The 16,897-nt window shown below is 73.7% G+C and carries 15 protein-coding genes; 12 read left to right on the top strand and 3 right to left on the bottom strand.

Annotated features, from left to right (window positions below; genetic code table 11):
- Positions 1–32: 32 nt before the first annotated feature.
- Positions 33–1,031: a hypothetical protein gene (locus tag ACIA79_RS30255; protein WP_399431578.1), complete on the bottom strand. Its 999-nt coding sequence runs from the start codon at positions 1,029–1,031 to the stop codon at positions 33–35.
- Between the two features lie 113 nt (positions 1,032–1,144).
- Here ACIA79_RS30255 and ACIA79_RS30250 point away from each other — a divergent pair, with 113 nt between their 5' ends.
- Complete coding sequence (locus ACIA79_RS30250; protein WP_399431577.1) at positions 1,145–2,017, top strand: PRC and DUF2382 domain-containing protein; 873 nt, start codon at positions 1,145–1,147, stop codon at positions 2,015–2,017.
- A gap of 286 nt (positions 2,018–2,303) precedes the next feature.
- Here the strand turns inward: ACIA79_RS30250 and ACIA79_RS30245 are convergent, their stop codons facing one another.
- Positions 2,304–2,732, bottom strand: a complete 429-nt coding sequence (locus ACIA79_RS30245) for a subtilase-type protease inhibitor (RefSeq protein WP_399431576.1) — start codon at positions 2,730–2,732, stop codon at positions 2,304–2,306.
- Between the two features lie 637 nt (positions 2,733–3,369).
- Here ACIA79_RS30245 and ACIA79_RS30240 point away from each other — a divergent pair.
- Positions 3,370–4,893 (top strand): SulP family inorganic anion transporter, encoded by a 1,524-nt coding sequence (locus tag ACIA79_RS30240; protein WP_399431575.1) that lies wholly within the window; start codon positions 3,370–3,372, stop codon positions 4,891–4,893.
- Here the strand turns inward: ACIA79_RS30240 and ACIA79_RS30235 are convergent.
- Positions 4,854–5,132, bottom strand: a complete 279-nt coding sequence (locus ACIA79_RS30235) for a hypothetical protein (RefSeq protein WP_399431574.1) — start codon at positions 5,130–5,132, stop codon at positions 4,854–4,856. The two genes, ACIA79_RS30240 and ACIA79_RS30235, sit on opposite strands and share 40 nt — an antisense overlap.
- 183 nt (positions 5,133–5,315) lie before the next feature.
- Between ACIA79_RS30235 and ACIA79_RS30230 the strand changes: the two genes are divergently transcribed.
- The 10 genes from ACIA79_RS30230 to ACIA79_RS30185 all read left to right on the top strand — a co-directional run bounded on the left by ACIA79_RS30230 (position 5,316) and on the right by ACIA79_RS30185 (position 16,787).
- Positions 5,316–5,783, top strand: coding sequence for an SPW repeat protein (locus ACIA79_RS30230; protein WP_399431573.1), 468 nt, complete (start codon positions 5,316–5,318; stop codon positions 5,781–5,783).
- Positions 5,784–6,379: 596 nt separating this feature from the next.
- Positions 6,380–6,913, top strand: a complete 534-nt coding sequence (locus ACIA79_RS30225) for a hypothetical protein (protein ID WP_399431572.1) — start codon at positions 6,380–6,382, stop codon at positions 6,911–6,913.
- A gap of 467 nt (positions 6,914–7,380) precedes the next feature.
- Positions 7,381–9,552 (top strand): hypothetical protein, encoded by a 2,172-nt coding sequence (locus tag ACIA79_RS30220; RefSeq protein WP_399431571.1) that lies wholly within the window; start codon positions 7,381–7,383, stop codon positions 9,550–9,552.
- Positions 9,553–9,840: 288 nt separating this feature from the next.
- Positions 9,841–11,373: a GT4 family glycosyltransferase PelF gene (gene pelF, locus ACIA79_RS30215; protein ID WP_399431570.1), complete on the top strand. Its 1,533-nt coding sequence runs from the start codon at positions 9,841–9,843 to the stop codon at positions 11,371–11,373.
- Positions 11,370–12,674, top strand: coding sequence for a hypothetical protein (locus tag ACIA79_RS30210; protein WP_399431569.1), 1,305 nt, complete (start codon positions 11,370–11,372; stop codon positions 12,672–12,674). Before pelF ends, ACIA79_RS30210 begins: the two co-directional genes overlap by 4 nt.
- A 58-nt stretch (positions 12,675–12,732) precedes the next feature.
- Positions 12,733–13,734 (top strand): SDR family NAD(P)-dependent oxidoreductase, encoded by a 1,002-nt coding sequence (locus ACIA79_RS30205; protein WP_399431568.1) that lies wholly within the window; start codon positions 12,733–12,735, stop codon positions 13,732–13,734.
- Positions 13,735–13,863: 129 nt separating this feature from the next.
- Positions 13,864–14,577 carry an NDP-sugar synthase gene (locus tag ACIA79_RS30200; RefSeq protein WP_399431567.1) on the top strand — a complete coding sequence of 238 codons (714 nt, stop codon included), beginning with the start codon at positions 13,864–13,866 and terminating at the stop codon, positions 14,575–14,577.
- Between the two features lie 7 nt (positions 14,578–14,584).
- On the top strand, positions 14,585–15,499 hold the full coding sequence (locus ACIA79_RS30195) for an NAD-dependent epimerase/dehydratase family protein (RefSeq protein WP_399431566.1): 915 nt from the start codon (positions 14,585–14,587) through the stop codon (positions 15,497–15,499).
- Between the two features lie 29 nt (positions 15,500–15,528).
- Positions 15,529–16,332, top strand: a complete 804-nt coding sequence (locus ACIA79_RS30190; RefSeq protein WP_399431565.1) for an endo alpha-1,4 polygalactosaminidase — start codon at positions 15,529–15,531, stop codon at positions 16,330–16,332.
- A gap of 104 nt (positions 16,333–16,436) precedes the next feature.
- Positions 16,437–16,787: a PRC-barrel domain containing protein gene (locus tag ACIA79_RS30185; protein WP_399431564.1), complete on the top strand. Its 351-nt coding sequence runs from the start codon at positions 16,437–16,439 to the stop codon at positions 16,785–16,787.
- Positions 16,788–16,897 lie beyond the last annotated feature (110 nt).

Here is a 16,897-nt window from a genome sequence, read left to right as displayed (position 1 = left end):
CAAGACGGCCTCCGGTGCCCCCACCGGCCGCCTTACCGGTCGGCCGCCCGGGTGAGGCGCTCGGCCGCCTCCTCGGCGCGGCGCCGGGCGCGGCGGGCCGTACGGTCGGCCTCACGGGCACGGTCGCGGGCCTCGCGGGCCTCCGTGGCGGCCGTGTGCCGCCGCTCCTCGGCCTGCTGGAGCTCCTCGGCCAGGGCGGCTGCTCTCTGCTCGGCCTCGTGCAGGTCCGCCTGGGTCCGCCGGCGCTCGGCCTCGGCCCGCTCGTACGTCTCCTCCAGCTCCTCGGCCTCCCGCCGGGCCGTGGCCGCCTCCTGTCGGGCCCGCTCGATCCGTTCGCGCCGTGCCCGCTGCTCGGCCGCCTCCTTCTCCGCCCGCTCCTTCTCCGCCCTTTCCCCCTCCCTCTGACTCGCCTTCCGGTCCTTCGTCGCCGTTCCCGTCACCGCAGACCGCGATCGCGGCCGTGCCCGCGACGGCGCCTCGGCCGTGTCGCCGACGGGTTCCGGTCGGCGTGCCGGGCGATGCGCCGCCGCGTCCGTCGCGGCCGCGTCGAACCCGACCGGCGCGCTCAGCGGCTTCGCCAGCCGGCCGGCCATCCACTCCTCGGCCGCTCCGGGATCGGCGAGCACCGCCTGCAGCGTGGCTTCCACCTCGTGCTGTACGTCGTCACCGACCGGCTGCCCCGCGTCGGCCGCCAACTGCCGCGCCTCCCGGGCGAGTGCGGTCACGACGGCGTTCCGGCGGCGGCTCAGGTCACGCAGCCGCGCGCCGTCGAGTGCCCGGTGCGCCTGCCGCAGCCCCTCTCCGAGCGCCACCAGGGAGCGGGTCTCGTCGGGCCGTTCCCGTACGAGGAGATTGCTCGTCCACGCGGCCAGCGTCGGCCGGCGCAGGGCCTGGATCCGTGCGGCGAGGGCCTGGTCACCCGCTGTGCGGGCCGCCAGCGCACGTTCGTTGCGGGCCGCGGTGAACCGGTCGGGCCGCAGCCCGTAGAGCTCGTCGGCCACACGCTCCCACTCCACGGCTCCGTTCGGCATAAATCCAATGTTGCCCGCCCAAAGAGGTTTCCTCCCCGGGGAGTGGTGGTCACTCGCGCGGGGAGGGAGGCATCCCAACGACAGGAGAAGACGAGACACGGAGGAGAAGACGCATGATCACCCGCGAACAGATTCCCGCGGTACTCGACCATCCGGTGTACGACGCCGAAGGCAACAAGATCGGCAGTGCCTCGCACGTCTTCCTGGACGACACGACCGGTCGTCCCGACTGGGCGACCGTCAAGACGGGTCTCTTCGGCAGCAGCGAGACGTTCGTCCCCATCCACGACGCCGTCCTGATCGGTGACCACATCGAGGTCCCGTACCCCAAGAACAAGGTCAAGGAGGCCCCGAACGTCGACGTCGACGCCGGCGGCCACCTGTCGGCCGAGGAGGAGCAGCGCCTCTACGACTACTACGGCATCCGCTGGGACACGGCCGGCACGGCGTACGTGGACACGGCCGACGGCCGCACCGCATCGGGCCGGGCCGACACCGGCCGGGCGGACGCCGGCCGGGCGGACGCCGACCTCACCGGCACCGAGGGGCCGGCGGCGGGACCCGGCGCCCGCGCGGGCCGCACCGCCGACGACGCGATGACCCGTTCCGAGGAGGAGATGCACGTCGGCGTCGAGCGGGAGCAGCGAAGCCGTGCCCGGCTGCGCAAGTACGTGGTGACGGAGGAGGTCCAGCAGACCGTACCCCTGCGCCACGAGGAGGTCGTGGTCGAGCGCGAGCCCATCACGGATGCCAACCGGGACGCCGCGCTGTCCGGACCGGAGATCACCGAATCCGAGCACGAAGTGACGCTGCACGCGGAGCGGCCGGTCGTGGAGACGGAGGCCGTCCCGCAGGAACGCGTGCGACTGAACACCCGTGAGGTGACGGAAGAGGAGACCGTCCGGGGCCGTGTCCGCAAGGAGCGGATCGAAGCCGACCTGCCCGAGGAGGAGCGGGGCCGCGGGGACGAGGGACCCGACCGCTGAGCCGCTCCACGCGCTCCCGGCTCCGTTGAACCGTCCGGCCACCGGCCACCGGCCACCGGCCACCGGCCACCGGCCGCCCGCCCCCGGCGTCGTATACGAACCTCCCGCCAGGAGCGTGTGCCGATCCGGGTGAACAGTAAAGGCGCGGAAGGAGAATAACCGGGTGACTTTGCCGGGCGCATGTATTGCCGGCACCCGGCGAAGCGGCCCGCACAGCCGTCTTGGTGTCGGCTGTGCGGGCCGCTGATGCGTCCGCGCGAGTACTCCGGAACGCTCCGGAACGAAATCAGAAGGCGAAGACGCTCTCGCCCTCGGTCTGCATCACGCAGGAATTGGGATAGGTGCGGGCGTAGTCGATGCGCCGGCCTTCCCAGATGCCCTGCGCCGTGACGACGACCGGGTCGTAGATCTTGATGCACGGGCGCTGCTCGTCACTGCTGAGCTGGTCGAACCGCCCCTGCACCGCGCGCAGTTCGGCACAGGCCTGCTGCGGTGCCGGATGGGTGCCGGCGGGCTTCGGGCTACAGGTCAGCGTCACCGCCCGCAGCGGGGTCGCGGTCGTGGCCTCCTCGCCCTGCGCCACGGTCAGCACGAGGGCGCTCGGGGCGTAGAGCCGCTGCTCGGACTGCTGCGCGGCCTCGGCCGCGGTCAGCGGGCCCAGCGCTCCGGCGGCGACCAGACCGCATACGATGGCGCGCTTTACCAGTGTCCGCATTGCATGAACCCTCTCGGTTGGTTTTTCCGGTTGCTGCGGTGGACACACTGCCTCGCTCTCTCTGTTGCCGCACATTCAACAGCACTTTTCAGTTTTGTCTGTTATTCAAGCAGTGACGCGAAACCGCCTTCCCGGTCGACGGTGCGGCCTTGGTCCATGCCGCCCACCTGCCTCTATGGCGAGGCCGAAAACGGTTCAAAAGTTCACGATGTGCGAAACGGTACGGTTCGGCCCGTGTCAACACGGCTGAAACGCAACGGCAACATGACCGGTCACCCGCTGGGGTGATCTTTCATCAGAAGGTAATGTTCAAGTAAAGTCGACGAAGCCGCGGTGGCGCAGGCTTGTCCGTACGCCGCGTCACGGCGCCATGCCCTGACGGCCGTACGGCGGCGGCAGCGCCCGGCCGCGGCCGGCTCGACCCGACCATGACCCGACCACACCGCGCGCCCGGCCACGGCCGGAGTGCAGGAGGCAGGCCACGTGACAACAGTGACGAAGATCGCTCCTGGCATGGTGAACGCCAACCGACCGGAGACGTACGGGGAGTTGAGACCGCTGTGAGGAGGTCGTACACCCCCCTGACCCGCTCGGCCCGTCCGTCGCCCCCGGACCGAACCGCTAGGAACACACCCCCATGTTCACCCAACTGAAAGACCCGTCCGTGCTGCGCCGCGACATCCTCGCGTCGCTCGTCGTCTTCCTCGTCGCGCTGCCCCTGTGCGTGGGCGTGGCGGTCGCCTCCGGAGTGCCGGCCGAGCTGGGTCTCGTCACCGGCATCGTCGGCGGCCTCGTCGTAGGCGCCCTGCCCGGCAGCGCCCTGCAGGTCAGCGGCCCGGCCGCAGGGCTGACCGTCCTGGTCTACGAGGCCGTGCGGGAGTTCGGCCTCGGCGCGCTCGGCGCCATCGTCCTCATCTCCGGACTTCTCCAACTCGCTCTCGGCGCCTTGAAGTTCGGCCGCTGGTTCCGGGCCATATCCGTCGCCGTCGTCCAGGGCATGCTCGCCGGCATCGGTCTGGTCCTCATCCTCGGCCAGGTGTACGCGATGGCCGACACCGCCCAGCCGTCCGGCGGCCTCGGCAAGATCGCCGGACTGCCTTCGCTGGCCGCCTCCATCGCCTCCGGGGGGCCGGCCCTGACCGCCTTCCTCCTCGGGGCGGGCACGGTGGGCGCCCTGCTCCTGTGGCCCCGGCTCCCCGCCCGCGTCAGGGTGGTTCCTGGCCCGCTGGCCGCCGTGGGACTGGCCACCGCGGCGAGCGCGCTCTTCGGGCTCCCGGTCGCCAAGGTCGAGGTGCAGGGGCTGCTCGAGGCCGTCCAGCCGCCCGGCTTCGGTGACTTCACGGACCTCGTCGGCGTCGCGGCGGTCGGGACCGTCCTCGCCTTCACCCTCATCGCCTCCGCCGAGAGCCTCTTCAGCGCGGCCGCGGTGGACCGCATGCACGACGGTCCGCGTACCGACTACGACAAGGAGCTCATGGCGCAGGGCGTCGGGAACACCCTCTGCGGGGCCCTCGGCGCACTGCCGATGACCGCGGTCATCGTGCGCAGCTCCGCCAACGTGCAGGCGGGTGCTCGTACGTGGCTCTCGCGCTTCTTGCACGGGCTCTGGCTGCTGCTCTTCGCGGCTCTGCTGCCCGCCGCGATCGGCGTCATCCCGCTGGCCGCGCTCGCTGGGGTCCTGGTGCACGCGGGCTGCAAGCTCGTGCCCGTCCGGGAGCTGGCGCCGCTGTGGCGCGAACACCGGGGCGAGGCGGTGGTCCTCGGCATCACCGCCGTCGCCATCCTGGTCACCAACCTGTTCGAAGGGGTGGTGCTGGGCCTGCTGCTCGCAGTGTGCAAGACCGCGTGGGAGACCTCCCATGTCCACATGGAGACAAAGGAACTGACCGGTGGCCGGCTCGTCGTGGTCATCACGGGCAACGCCACCTTCCTGCGGCTCCCCAGGATCCTGGAGCAGTTGGAGAACCTGCCCAAGGACCGGCCCATCGAACTGGACCTGTCCGGGCTGCGCCACCTGGACCACGCATGCCGCGTCGCCCTGGAGAACTGGGCGCTGCGTCACAACGACGCCGGCACCGAACCGGTCCGGCTCCTGCGCCCGGCCCCGGCGGACCCGTCGGCTCAGCCCTCGGTCCGTCCTCCGGTCACCTCCAAGGCGTAGTCGACGACGGACCAGGGCGTCACGCGGTCGTTCTTGACCAGACCGACGGCCTGGTCCGGCCGGCCGGCCGCGCCGGGCTCGCCCGCCGGCCGGGCTGCGGCCTGCGCGCTCCCCGCGGCACCGGCCGTGAGCAGAGCGCCCGCGGCCGCGGCCACGGCCGTCGCGCGAAGAAGCGCGGCTCGGGTGGTGCCCCGGGCGGTTCGGTCGGTCAGGGCGGCTTGGGCGGTGCGGTGGTTCACGGTTCCCCTCTCGGTGTGACGGTCCGGACGGAAGATCAACGAGTGGGAACCGGACAGGTGTCGAGCGGGTGTTGTCGTCAGGGTGACGAGTGAGAGCCTCCCGGGACGGTTGACCGCAAAGGTGCAAGAGGCGTTATATGGGATAAAGGGCGAATAAAGTCTTCCCTAGGAGGCAGGCCCGCAATGACCACTCATCCGAGCATCGAGCAACACCCGGATCTGGCCGAGATGCGCTCCCGGTTCGAACGGGCGACCACCACCCCGCGCAGCCAGGCGGTCGAGACGCTTGGCCTGCTGACAGGTGTCTACCTGGCGGCCTCGCCCTGGATCGCCGGGTTCAGCGGCCTCACCACCCTCGCCGTGTGCAACCTGATCACCGGCGTCGCCTACGCCCTCTGCATGGGCGGCTTCGGCTCGGCGTACGAGCGGACCCACTCCATGGCATGGGCCGCCTGCGCCATCGGCGCATGGACGATCGTCTCCCCGTGGGTCGTCGCCGGTAACGTCGACACGACCCGCAGTGTGGTCAACAACATCATTGTCGGCATCGTGGCTCTGCTGCTCGGCGCGGCGATGGCCGCGGCCGCGATGAGCAACCGCCGTTCCGGGCGTGCCCGCGCACGCGGGGGCCCCGGCCCGACCATGGATTGAGCAACCCGACCGCTCGACATGAGCCGACGAGGCTCGTATCCCAAGGGACAGGCTCGGCCCCGGCGCCCGCGGCGCCGGGGCCGACGCCTGCCCTGCGCCGGCTGCCCTGCATGACCTCTCGCATCGGGGGTACCGGAACACCCGGCCGCGCCCGGGACGATGTCCTCCCCCTGCATCGTCCGGCGCGGCCCTGTCGCGTCATCCCGCTGCTCCGGACGTACCGTGCGCGGGCCCGCCCGGTCGCTGTCCCGGGCGGGCCCGTGGTCCGCAGCGCGCAGCAGCCGGAAGCGCGGACAAGGACATCCACCACGGTACGGCGCCCCACTGACAACGGCTCCGCGGCAGTCGCCCGGCGGAGGCACCGCAACGTTTCCCCCAGTGGCGGAACCCGCCATTCCCTCAACCCGCTGCGACCGCCCGCGGACGGAGCGTCATCCGCCCGGCCCGCCCGGCCGGAGCGGCCGGACCCCGGCATATGCGTGACCCCGGCCACCGCCCACGGCCGCCCGCGCCGCGTCCGCTTCCGGCCGGGACGCGGCCGCGACACCGGCCGCGGGGCAGACGGCCTTTCGGGGCGTGCCCTAGCCTCCCGCGCCATGGCCATCACACACATCAGACGCCTCATGCTGGTCGCGGTCCTCGCCCTCGCCACGGCCCTCCTCGGCCTCGGCAGCCCCGCCGCCGCGGCCGGACCCGACCTCACGATCACCGCGGACCGCCAGACGGCGACGCCCGGCTCCACGGTGAACCTGACGATGACCCTCACCAACAGCCAGGCCAGCGACATCTGGTTCGTGTACCAGTCCGTCCAGCCCACCTGGACGACCACACAGCGCAAGGACCTCAAGTACGCCTTCAGCGGCTGCGTGGCGGAGGGCGTCACCTGCTCCGGCACGGGCACGTCCAGCCTCGGCGTGAACTACGCCATCCCGATCGCTCCCGGCGCCAGCCGCACCGTCACCCTGACGCTCGACATCGCGGCGGACTCCGGCTGCAACGGGAACATCGGGTTCTACTCGTACTTCTACTACGAGTACGACAACGGGAAGGCGACCCAGGACGGCATCGTCGCCACCCCCGAGACGCGCGTCGTGTGCGCCACGGAATCCGGCCCCGCCCGCACGGCCTGAGCCTCCCCGAAACCCGCGGGGGGGGGGGGGGGGGGGGGGGGGGGGGGGGGGGCCCCCCGCCCCCCCCCGCCCCCGCCCCCCCCCCCCCCCCCCCCCCCCCCCCCCCCCCCCCCCCCCCCCCCCCCCCCCGGCCCCCGCGGCAGCCCCCCCGGGAAGCCGGGCCGGCCGTGCCCCGCCGCCCGTGCGACCGCCTGCTCGGCGCCCCCGGACCGGGTCCACGACCCGTACGGGGGCCGATCGGCGTGGCGGCGCACGGGACGAGCGACGTGTGATTTTCCGTCAGGTTTCACGAAGGGGGCACGCAACCTCCACAGGGGCCGCACTATGTGACGCGTCGGAGCGCCACGCACACGCACACGCGCCGTCAGCCGCGCCGTGACGTGCAGGGGAGAAGTGCGTGACGCAGGGGGGTGGGGCACGCCCGGTGGGGAGCACCGGCCGGCCTCTCCGGGGAGGGAAGTCACCGCATGAAGCGGAAGCTACGCACGACCGCGCTCACCGTGGGCGTGCTCTTACTCGGGCTGGTCACGCCCGCGGCCCCGGGGATACCCGCGGCCCCGGCGGCCGCCGCCGCAAACCAGGAGCCGCGCGTCGACCTGCGCGTCCTCGTCGTGACGGACGGCGGCCCGGCCACCGCGGCCATCGCCGCCGAACTCGACGGCGGCGGCACTCCGTACACGCTCGTCGACCTGCGGCGCCAGGACCGGCCGGTGATCGACCGGGCATTCCTGGCCGACACGGTGGACGGCCGCCCCCGGGCCAGGTTCCAGGCGGTCGTCCTGCCGAACGACGATCCCTTCCCGGCCGGGTCCGGGGAGATGGCCGCGCTCGTCGCGTACGAGAAGACCTATGCCGTGCCCCAGGTCGACGCCTACACCTACGCACGGCCCCGGACAGGGCTCGAAGCCCCGGTCGGCGCCGGCTACCTGGGCTCCGTGGACGGCATCCGCGCCGGCGTGACGGCGGCCGGCAGGGCCGGTCCCTTCGGCTACCTCGACGGCACGGTGCCGTTCGAGGACAACTCATCCGCGGTCTCCGAGAGTTACGCCTTCCTCTCCCGGCCCGCCGCGGGCGCGGACTTCACCACCTACGTGGACGCACCCCTCCCCGGCAAGGCGGGCCGCGGATCACTGATCGGCGAATACCGGCACGACGGCCGCCGGGAGCTCGTGATCACCTTCGCCTACAACCAGTACCAGCAGCAGTTCCGCGTCCTCGCCCGCGGCATCGTCGACTGGATGACGCAGGGGGTGCGGCTCGGGGCCTCCCGCCACTCCTTCAGCGTGCACGTGGACGACGTCTTCGCCGAGGACGACCGCTGGGACACCACGCTCGACTGCACACCCGGCGACGTCGACTGCGCCCCCGGCGAAGGCACCCGCGACCCCATCCGCATGAGCCCCGACGACGTGCGGCACGCCGCCCGGTGGTCCCGCGACCGCGGCTACACCCTCGACCTCGCCTTCAACGGCGGCGGCAGCGTCGAGCACCGCGAAGCCAACGGGGGAGCCGACCCCACCGCCGACCGCCTGATCACCGACCGCGACACCTTCCGGTGGATCAACCACACCTACGACCACCCCTACCTCGGGTGCGAGCAGGACGTCAGCACCGTCCCGTGGACGTGCGCGACCGGTCCCGGCGGCACCACGCGGTGGGTGAGCCCCACCGAGATCGACCGCCAGATCTCCGCCAACCGCACCTGGGCCGAGCGGGCCGGCCTGCCGCTGCGCGACGGTGAACTGGTCACCGGTGAACATTCCGGGCTCAAGCTGCTGCCGCAACAGCCGGAGGACAACCCCGGGCTCGCATCCGTGCTCGCCGACAACGGCGTGGCCTGGCTCGGCGCAGACAATTCCCGCGACCCCGTCCAGCGCCGGGTGGGCCCCGCTCTCACCGTCGCCCGCCACCCCATCAACATCTTCTACAACGCCGGCCGGATCGCCGAGCAGGTCGACGAGTACAACTGGATCTACACCAGCAAGGCGCAGGGCGGCAGCGGCCTGTGCGAGGACCTGCCGACGACGACCTGCCTCGACGCCCCGCTCGATCTTGCCACCGGCTACTCCCGCCACATCGTGCCCCTGGAGACCCGCGTGGCGCTCGGTCACGTCCTCGCCGGCGACCCGCGGCCCCACTTCATCCACCAGTCGAACCTCGCCGAGGACCGCATCGGCTACCCGGTCCTGGACGGCGTCCTCGACGGGTACGCGGCGCTCTTCGCCGACAACACCCCCTTGCTGAACCCGCCGATGAGCGACATCGGCGCGGAACTGCGCGACCGCGCCGCGTGGGACGCCGCCGTGAAGTCCGGCCGGGTCACCGCCCACCGCGTCGGTGACCGGGTCACCGTGGAGGCCCCCGACGGCCTGCCCGTCACGGCCACCATGCCCAGCGGCACCACCTGGACGGCCCCGGACGGCCCCACCGCCTTCGGCACCCCCTACGCCGGCACCGTCTCCGGCTGGGTCCGCCCGGCGCCGCCCGGCGGGCTCACGCTCACCCTGCCCGCCGCACCCGCGCCGCCGGACGCGCAGACCCCGGCCCCGCCGGCCGCCGCGCCGCGTGCCCGCGGGCCCCGTCCGCCGGTCCCGGCCGGTGTCGTACGGCCCGTCCCGTACGGCGCGGAGCGGCGCTGACCCGACCCCTCCGGCTTCCGGCCCGAGGCACCGGCCGGCCGCACCGCCCGGCCGGCCGGCGCCTGCCTCCCGCAGCCGGAACGTTCCTCCCGGGTCGCGTCCCCGCCCCGCCCGTACACCGCCCGCGGCGGACCGGCGGCCGCACCCACCGGCACCGCCGTACGGCGCGACACCGACCGCCCGTCCGCACCGCCGCGGGCCACCGGCCGGCGCCGGACGGCGGAGCGCCGGAGCCGGGCCGGCGCACGCCCTGCCGCCCCCACCCACTTCCTGCCGTGGAGCACGTCCATGCACGTTCCGAACCATGTCCCCCGCGCCGGCGCGGCGCGGGTCACCCTGCTCACCGAGGGCACCTACCCGCACAGCCACGGCGGCGTGAGCGTCTGGTGCGACCAACTCGTCAACGGCATGCCCGACATCGACTTCCGCATCCTCGCCGTCACCGGGACCGGCCGTGAACCACTCGTGTGGACCCTGCCCCCGCACGTGGCCGAACCGGTCTCCCTGCCCATGTGGGGCCCACCCCCCGAGGGATCGGCACCGCGCGGCCGCCGCGAGCGCAGACTGATGGCGGCGTACGAGCGCTTCCTCACCGCCCTGCTGGACCCGGCGCACGAGGACGGCTTCGCCCCGGCCCTCTACGAGATGGCCGCGGCGGCGCGCGACGGGCTGCTGAGCCCCGCGCTGCGTGGCGACCGGGCCCTGCGCGTGCTCACCGGGGTCTGGAACCGGCCGGGCCTGCGCGTCCGGGAAGCCGCCCCCACCCTGCACGACGCCGTCACCGCGACCGCACTGCTGGAGCACGCCCTGCGCCCGCTGGCGGCGCACCCGCCGGAGACGGGCGTGGCCCACGCGGTGAGCGGCGGGATCGCCGTCCTGCCCGGACTCACCGCCCTCGAACAGCACGGCGTACCGCTGCTGCTGACCGAGCACGGCGTCTACCTCCGCGAACGCTACCTGGGGTACCGGACGGCGCCCTACCGGTGGCCGGTCAAGGCCGTGCTCCTGGGCTTCTTCCGCCTCCTCGCCGAGGAGACGTACCGGCGGGCCGCGCTCATCACGCCCGGCAACCGCTACAACCGGCTGTGGGAGGAGCAGGGCGGCGCCGACCCGGGACTGATACGCACCGTCTACAACGGCGTGGACCCCGACGAGTTCCCGGCCGCCGGCCCCGAACCCGGCAGCCCCACCCTCAGCTGGGCCGGCCGCGTCGACCCCATCAAGGACCTGGAGACGCTGATCCGCGCCTTCGCCCTCGTGCGGGAGCAGGTGCCGGGGGCGGCGCTGCGGCTCTTCGGGGGCACCCCCAAGGGCGGCGAGTCCTACCGCACCCGGTGCGAGGAACTGGCCGCCTCCCTCGGCCACGGGGACGCGGTCACCTTCGAAGGACGGGTGGACGACATCCGGGACGCCTACGCCGCGGGCAACGTCGTCATGCTGTCCAGCATCAGCGAGGGGTTCCCCTTCACCCTGATCGAAGCCATGTCCTGCGGACGCGCCACCGTCTCCACCGACGTGGGCGGCGTACGGGAGGCCGTGGGCCCGACCGGCCTCGTCGTGCCCCCGCGCGACCCCGTGTCGATGGCCGCCGCGGCGCTGGAGCTGCTGGCCGACGCACCCCGCAGGGCCGCCATGGGGGAGGCCGCGAGGCTGCGGGTGATCGAGCAGTTCACCCTCCGCCGGACCATCGACACCTTCCGCTCCATCTACCTCGAACTCGCTGTCCCGGACCGCTCCCGCCGGCCGGGCACCCCCCAGCCGCTCCGGCCCGTGCCCCGCGTACCGGCCGCCGCCCCCGGTGCCTGGAGCGTGGCCGGATGAGCCGTCCCGCGCCGCGCGCCCCCGGCCACGCCGACGCCGTCGGCGAACTGGCAGCCGGCATGGCCGACCGGATAGCGCCCGCCGTCCACGCCTACGAGGTCGCCGCACTGCTGGAGTCCGAGGGCCTGACGGGGGAGCGGATACGGGAGCAGTACGGCCACCCGAGCCTGTTCTCCCTGGCGGAGGAGCTGTACGAGCGGGTCCCGCGCACCTTCCCCGAGCCACCCCCGCCGGCCGACCCCTGGGCCCCCGACCACGTCCGCTGCCTGCTGCGCGGCCTGCTGTTCGCCCTGCCGGGGCTCGCCTACCCCCTCACCGCCCCCCTCTGGGACTCCGGCCCCCGGGCCCTCGCCGCACTCGTGGCCGCCGGGCTGGTCTCCTGGGCCTGGGGCCAGGCACTGGCCCACCGCGTCCACCTGCGCCTGGTGAGCGGACGGTACGAGGCCGGGCGCACCCTCGCGGCCGGGGCGCCGGCCGGGGCGCTGCTGGCGGCCACCGCCGCCGTGCTCGTCGCGGGACCCGGTGCGGCGGCCGTCGCCGCACTCGGCCAGTCCGCCTACCTGGCCGCCGCCGGTGTGCTGCTCGTGCTCAACCGCGAACGGCTGCTGCTCGCCGCGCTGACGCCCCTGGCCGGGGGCGCCGCCGTCCTGGTGCTCCCGTGGGATCCGGGCCCGGCCGGCCGCCTGACCCCGGCCCTGCTGAGCGTCGCAGCGGCCACCGCTGCGGCCGCCCGCACCGTACGGGCCGCCCTGCGCACCCCCGCCGCGCCCGCGGCGGCGCGGCCCGCGTACCGGACCTCGCTGCCGTACGGCCTGTTCGGCCTCGCCGCCGCCGTCCTGGTGCTGTCCACCGGGCGGCACGATCCGTACGCCGTCCTCGCGCTCACCCTCAGCATGGGCCCCGCCGAGTGGCTGCTGTACCGCTACCGCGGCCTGTCGGTGGCGGCCCTGCGGGCCTCCGCGACGCAGCGGGACTTCCGGCTGCGCTCGGCCCGGACGCTGGCCCTGTGCCTGACGGCCTATCTGCTGCCCCTGTGGCCCGCGGCCCTGCTGGCCGGTGCCGAGCCGGCCGTCCTGCTCACGCTCGCCGCCACCCTCTGGACGGCCCTCCTGCTCCAGGCGTTCGGCGTGGCCTGGCCCCCGGCGGCCGTGTGCCTGACGGCCGCGGGAGCCGTCTTCGCGGCGGCCGCGACGGGCGCCCCGCCCGGCGCGCCGGTGCCCCTGCTGGCCTGCGCCGCCGCCGCGGTGGTCCTCGTCGTCCTCACCCTGCGCTGTCTGGGACGGCCCACCGCCCACGCCTGACCCGTCCCCGCCCCGCCCGGCCCCCGGGCCGGAACCCGCCCGACGAAAGGAAGACCAGATGACGTCCGCACCGCTCGCCGCCGTCACCGGAGCCGAAGGCTTCATCGGCTCGCACCTCACGGAGGCGCTCGTCGCGTCCGGACACCGGGTGCGCGCCATGGCGCAGTACAACTCCTTCTCCTCGTACGGCTGGCTGGAGACGCTCCCGGCCGATGTCCGCGACCAGGTCGACATCGTCCTCGGCGACGTCCGCGACCCCGGTTCCGTCCGCGGCCTCGTCGACGGGACCGACGCCGTCTACCACCTGGCCGCCCTGATCGCGATCCCGTACTCGTACCAGGCCCCGCACAGCTACGTGGACACCAACGTCACGGGCACCCTCAACGTGCTGGAGGCGGTGCGGCAGGCCGGAACGCCGCGGCTCGTGCACACCTCGACCAGTGAGACGTACGGCACCGCCCGCACCGTGCCGATCACCGAGGACCACCCCATCAACACGCAGTCCCCCTATGCCGCTTCCAAGGCGGGCGGCGACCGGCTGGCCGACAGCTACCACGCCAGCTTCGACACACCCGTCGTGACCCTGCGCCCGTTCAACACCTACGGGCCGCGCCAGTCGATGCGGGCGGTCATCCCCACCGTCATCGGGCAGGTCGCGGCCGGTTCGCGGACCATCACCCTGGGGGACCTGCGGCCCACCCGCGACTTCACCTACGTGACGGACACGGCCGCGGCCTTCCTCGCCGTGGGCACCGCGCCCGCGGACCGGGTCGTCGGGCGCACCTTCAACGCGGGCACCGGGCAGGAGATATCGGTGGGCGACCTCGTCCGGCTCATCGGCAAGGTCATGGGCACCGACCTCGACGTCCGCGAGGACGCCCGCCGCATCAGGCCGGCCAACTCCGAGGTCATGCGCCTGGTGGCGGACGCGACCCGTCTGCGCGACGCCACCGGCTGGACGCCCGCCCACGACCTGGAGGAGGGACTCGCCCGCACCGTCGAGTTCTTCCGGGACCCCGCCCACCTGGCCCGCTACAAGACGGACATCTACAACGTCTGACGCCCCCGGGCGCCGCCCACACGGCACCCGGCACCGCCCACTCCGCACCCACCCGCTCGACCCACGGTTCCGTACCCCACGACGAGGGCCCGACGTCCACCGTCAGCCGCACCCACAGGGAGGCTCCCCATGCACGCCGTGATCCTGGCCGGAGGAAAGGGCGTACGACTGCGCCCCTACACCACCGCGCTGCCCAAGCCGCTCGTGCCCATCGGGGACCAGCACGCCATCCTGGAGATCGTCCTGCGCCAGCTGGCCTGCGCCGGATTCACCAGCTGCACCCTGGCCATCGGACACCTCGGCCAGATCATCCGTGCGTACGTCGGCAACGGCTCGCGCTGGGGCATGGACATCGACTACTCCGCCGAGGAGAGCCCGCTGGGCACCATCGGGCCCCTGCTGACCATGCGCGACCGGCTCCCCGAGTCCTTCCTCGTGATGAACGGCGACATCCTCACGGACCTCGACTACGCCGACCTGCTGCGGCGGCACACGGACGGTGACGCTCCCCTGACGATCGCCACGTACTCCCGCAAGGTCCACATCGACTTCGGGGTGCTCACCACCGACGCGGGCAAGGTCGTGGCGTTCAGCGAGAAACCGAGCATGGACTGCCGGGTGTCCATGGGGGTGTACGGGATCTCCCGCTCCACCCTCGACGGGTACACCCCCGGCCTGCCCCTGGGCTTCGACGAGCTGATCCTCGACCTGCTGAAGTCCGGTGACGCCCCGCACGCCTACGAGTTCGACGGCTACTGGCTCGACATCGGCCGTCCCGACGACTACGACCGCGCCAACGCCGAGTTCACCACCCACCAAGCACTGCTGCTCAAGGGAGCCTGACCACCTCATGCGCATCCTCGTCCTCGGCTCCACCGGCTACCTCGGCGGGCACGTGGCACAACAGGCGGGCCTCCTGCCGGGCGTCCGGCTGCTGCGCGCCGCCCGCCGCCCGGACGCCGGCGCGGACCTGGTGGCGGACCTCGCGACGACCGGCACCGAACGGCTCGCGAAGGCCCTCGCCGACCTGGCCCCCGACGCCGTGCTGAACTGCGCGGGTGCCGTCTCCGGCGACCCGGTACGGCTCGCCGAGGTCAACGCCCGCGGACCGGCGGTGCTCTGCGCCGCGCTGCGCGAGGCGGCCCCGGCCGCGCGGCTGGTCCACCTGGGCTCGGCCGCCGAGTACGGGCCGGGCGTCCACGGCGAGCGCACGACCGAGAGCGCGCCGACCCGTCCGGCGTCCCCGTACGGGGCGACCAAACTGGCCGGCACGATCGCGGTCGGCGCCTCCGGTCTCGACGCGGTGGTCCTGCGCGTCGGCAATCCCGTCGGCCCCGGTGCCCCGGCCGCCGGGCTGCCCGGCGGGCTGGCGCTCCGGCTCCGGGCGGCGGGCGGGGATCCCGGCGCCGTCCTGCGGCTCGGTGACCTCTCCGCGTACCGCGACTTCGTCGACGTGCGGGACGTGGCCCGGGCGGCGGTCCTGGCCGCCACGGCCACGGGACCCCTGCCGGGCGTGCTCAACATCGGCGGGGGAGGGGCCGTTCCCGTACGGGCCCTCGTCCACGGGCTCGTACGCACGGCCGGCTTCCAGGGGCGGATCGAGGAGACCGCCGGCGGGTCGTCGCGCTCGGCGGGGGTGCCCTGGCAGTGCTCCGACATCACCGCGGCCCGCGAAGCGCTCGACTGGACGCCCAGGTTCCGGCTGGAGGACTCCCTTGCCGCGCTCTGGGCGGCCCAGCAGGCCGGCCCCACGGCGGTCCGGTGAGCGCCGTGCGGCCCCGCGGGCGACCGGGCGTGAGCCGCGCCGGGGCACGCCCCCTTTCGCTCGCCGCCGTCCTGCTGCTGCTCCTCGCCGCATGCTCGTCCGGCGGCCGGGACCCCGACGGCCACCGGAGCCCCGACCGCTGGCGGCCCGGTCCGGGCACCGCCTGGCAGTGGCAGCTCGACGGACCGGTCGACCCCCGCACCGACGTGCCGGTCTACGACATCGACGGCTTCGAGAACACGGCCGCCGACGTCGCCCGCCTCCACCGCGACGGCCGCAAGGTGATCTGCTATGTCAACGCCGGCGCCTGGGAGGACTTCCGCGCGGACCACGCCGCCTTCCCCGCCTCCGTACGGGGCAAGCCCAACGGCTGGGAGGGGGAGCGGTGGCTCGACATCCGCCGCCTCGACACGCTGCGCCCGCTGATGGAGCGCCGGCTCGACATGTGCCGCGACAAGGGGTTCGACGCCGTCGAGCCGGACCTCCTCGACGGCTACCTCAACGACACCGGCTTCCCGCTGCGCCCGCGGCACCAGCTGGCGTACAACCGCATGATCGCCCGCCTGGCGCACGAGCGGGGCCTGTCCGTGGGGCTCAAGAACGACCTCCCGCAGATCCCGGAGCTCGTGGACGACTTCGACTTCGCCGTCAACGAGGAGTGCGCCCAGTACGGGGAGTGCGACCGGCTCCGTCCCTTCATCGAGGCGGGCAAGGCGGTCTTCCACGCCGAGTACGCCCTCCCGCCCAGCGCCTTCTGTCCGCAGGCCCGCCGGCTGGGCCTGTCCTCCATGCGCAAGAACCTCCGGCTGGACGCCTGGCGCAGGCCCTGCTGACCCGGTCGCCCCCGCGGCCGGCACCGGCGCATGGCGGGCGCCGCCGGGGGAAAGCGGAGTCACACAGCGGGCCCCGAACCGGAGCGACGAGCGAGGGAGTTGTGGTGCATCCAGACATCTGGTCCTGCCCGGAGGCGGCGAACTACCTGCCGGGTACCGATCTGACCGGCTACAAGGTCGAGGCGCAGGACGGCGGCATCGGCACGGTCGACAAGCACTCGGCCGAAGCCGGTTCCTGCTACGTCGTCGTCGACACCAGGCCGTGGATCTTCGGCAAGCAGGTGCTGCTGCCCGCCGGAGTCATCAGCTCCGTGGACACCGAGCGCGAGGTGGTCCACGTGTCCCGGACCAAGGAGGAGATCAAGAACGCCCCCGAGTACGTCCCCGACGAGCACGACCGCGACGGCGGCCGGCGCATGGAGTTCGCCGACTACTACCTGGCGTTCTTCCGCTGAGCCCTGGGGGGTGGGGGGAGGGGGGTGTCAGAGGGTGGAGAGTCGTGTGTGGAGGGGGTGGGGGGGTTGGGGGGGGGGGTGGGGGGGGGCGCCGAGGGGGGGGGGCATGT

The organism is Streptomyces sp. NPDC051310, from assembly GCF_044455245.1.
Taxonomy (GTDB): Bacteria; Actinomycetota; Actinomycetes; order Streptomycetales; family Streptomycetaceae; genus Streptomyces.
The sequence above is the reverse complement of the archived record's forward strand: the minus strand, read 5'-3'. Positions and strand labels throughout refer to the sequence as shown.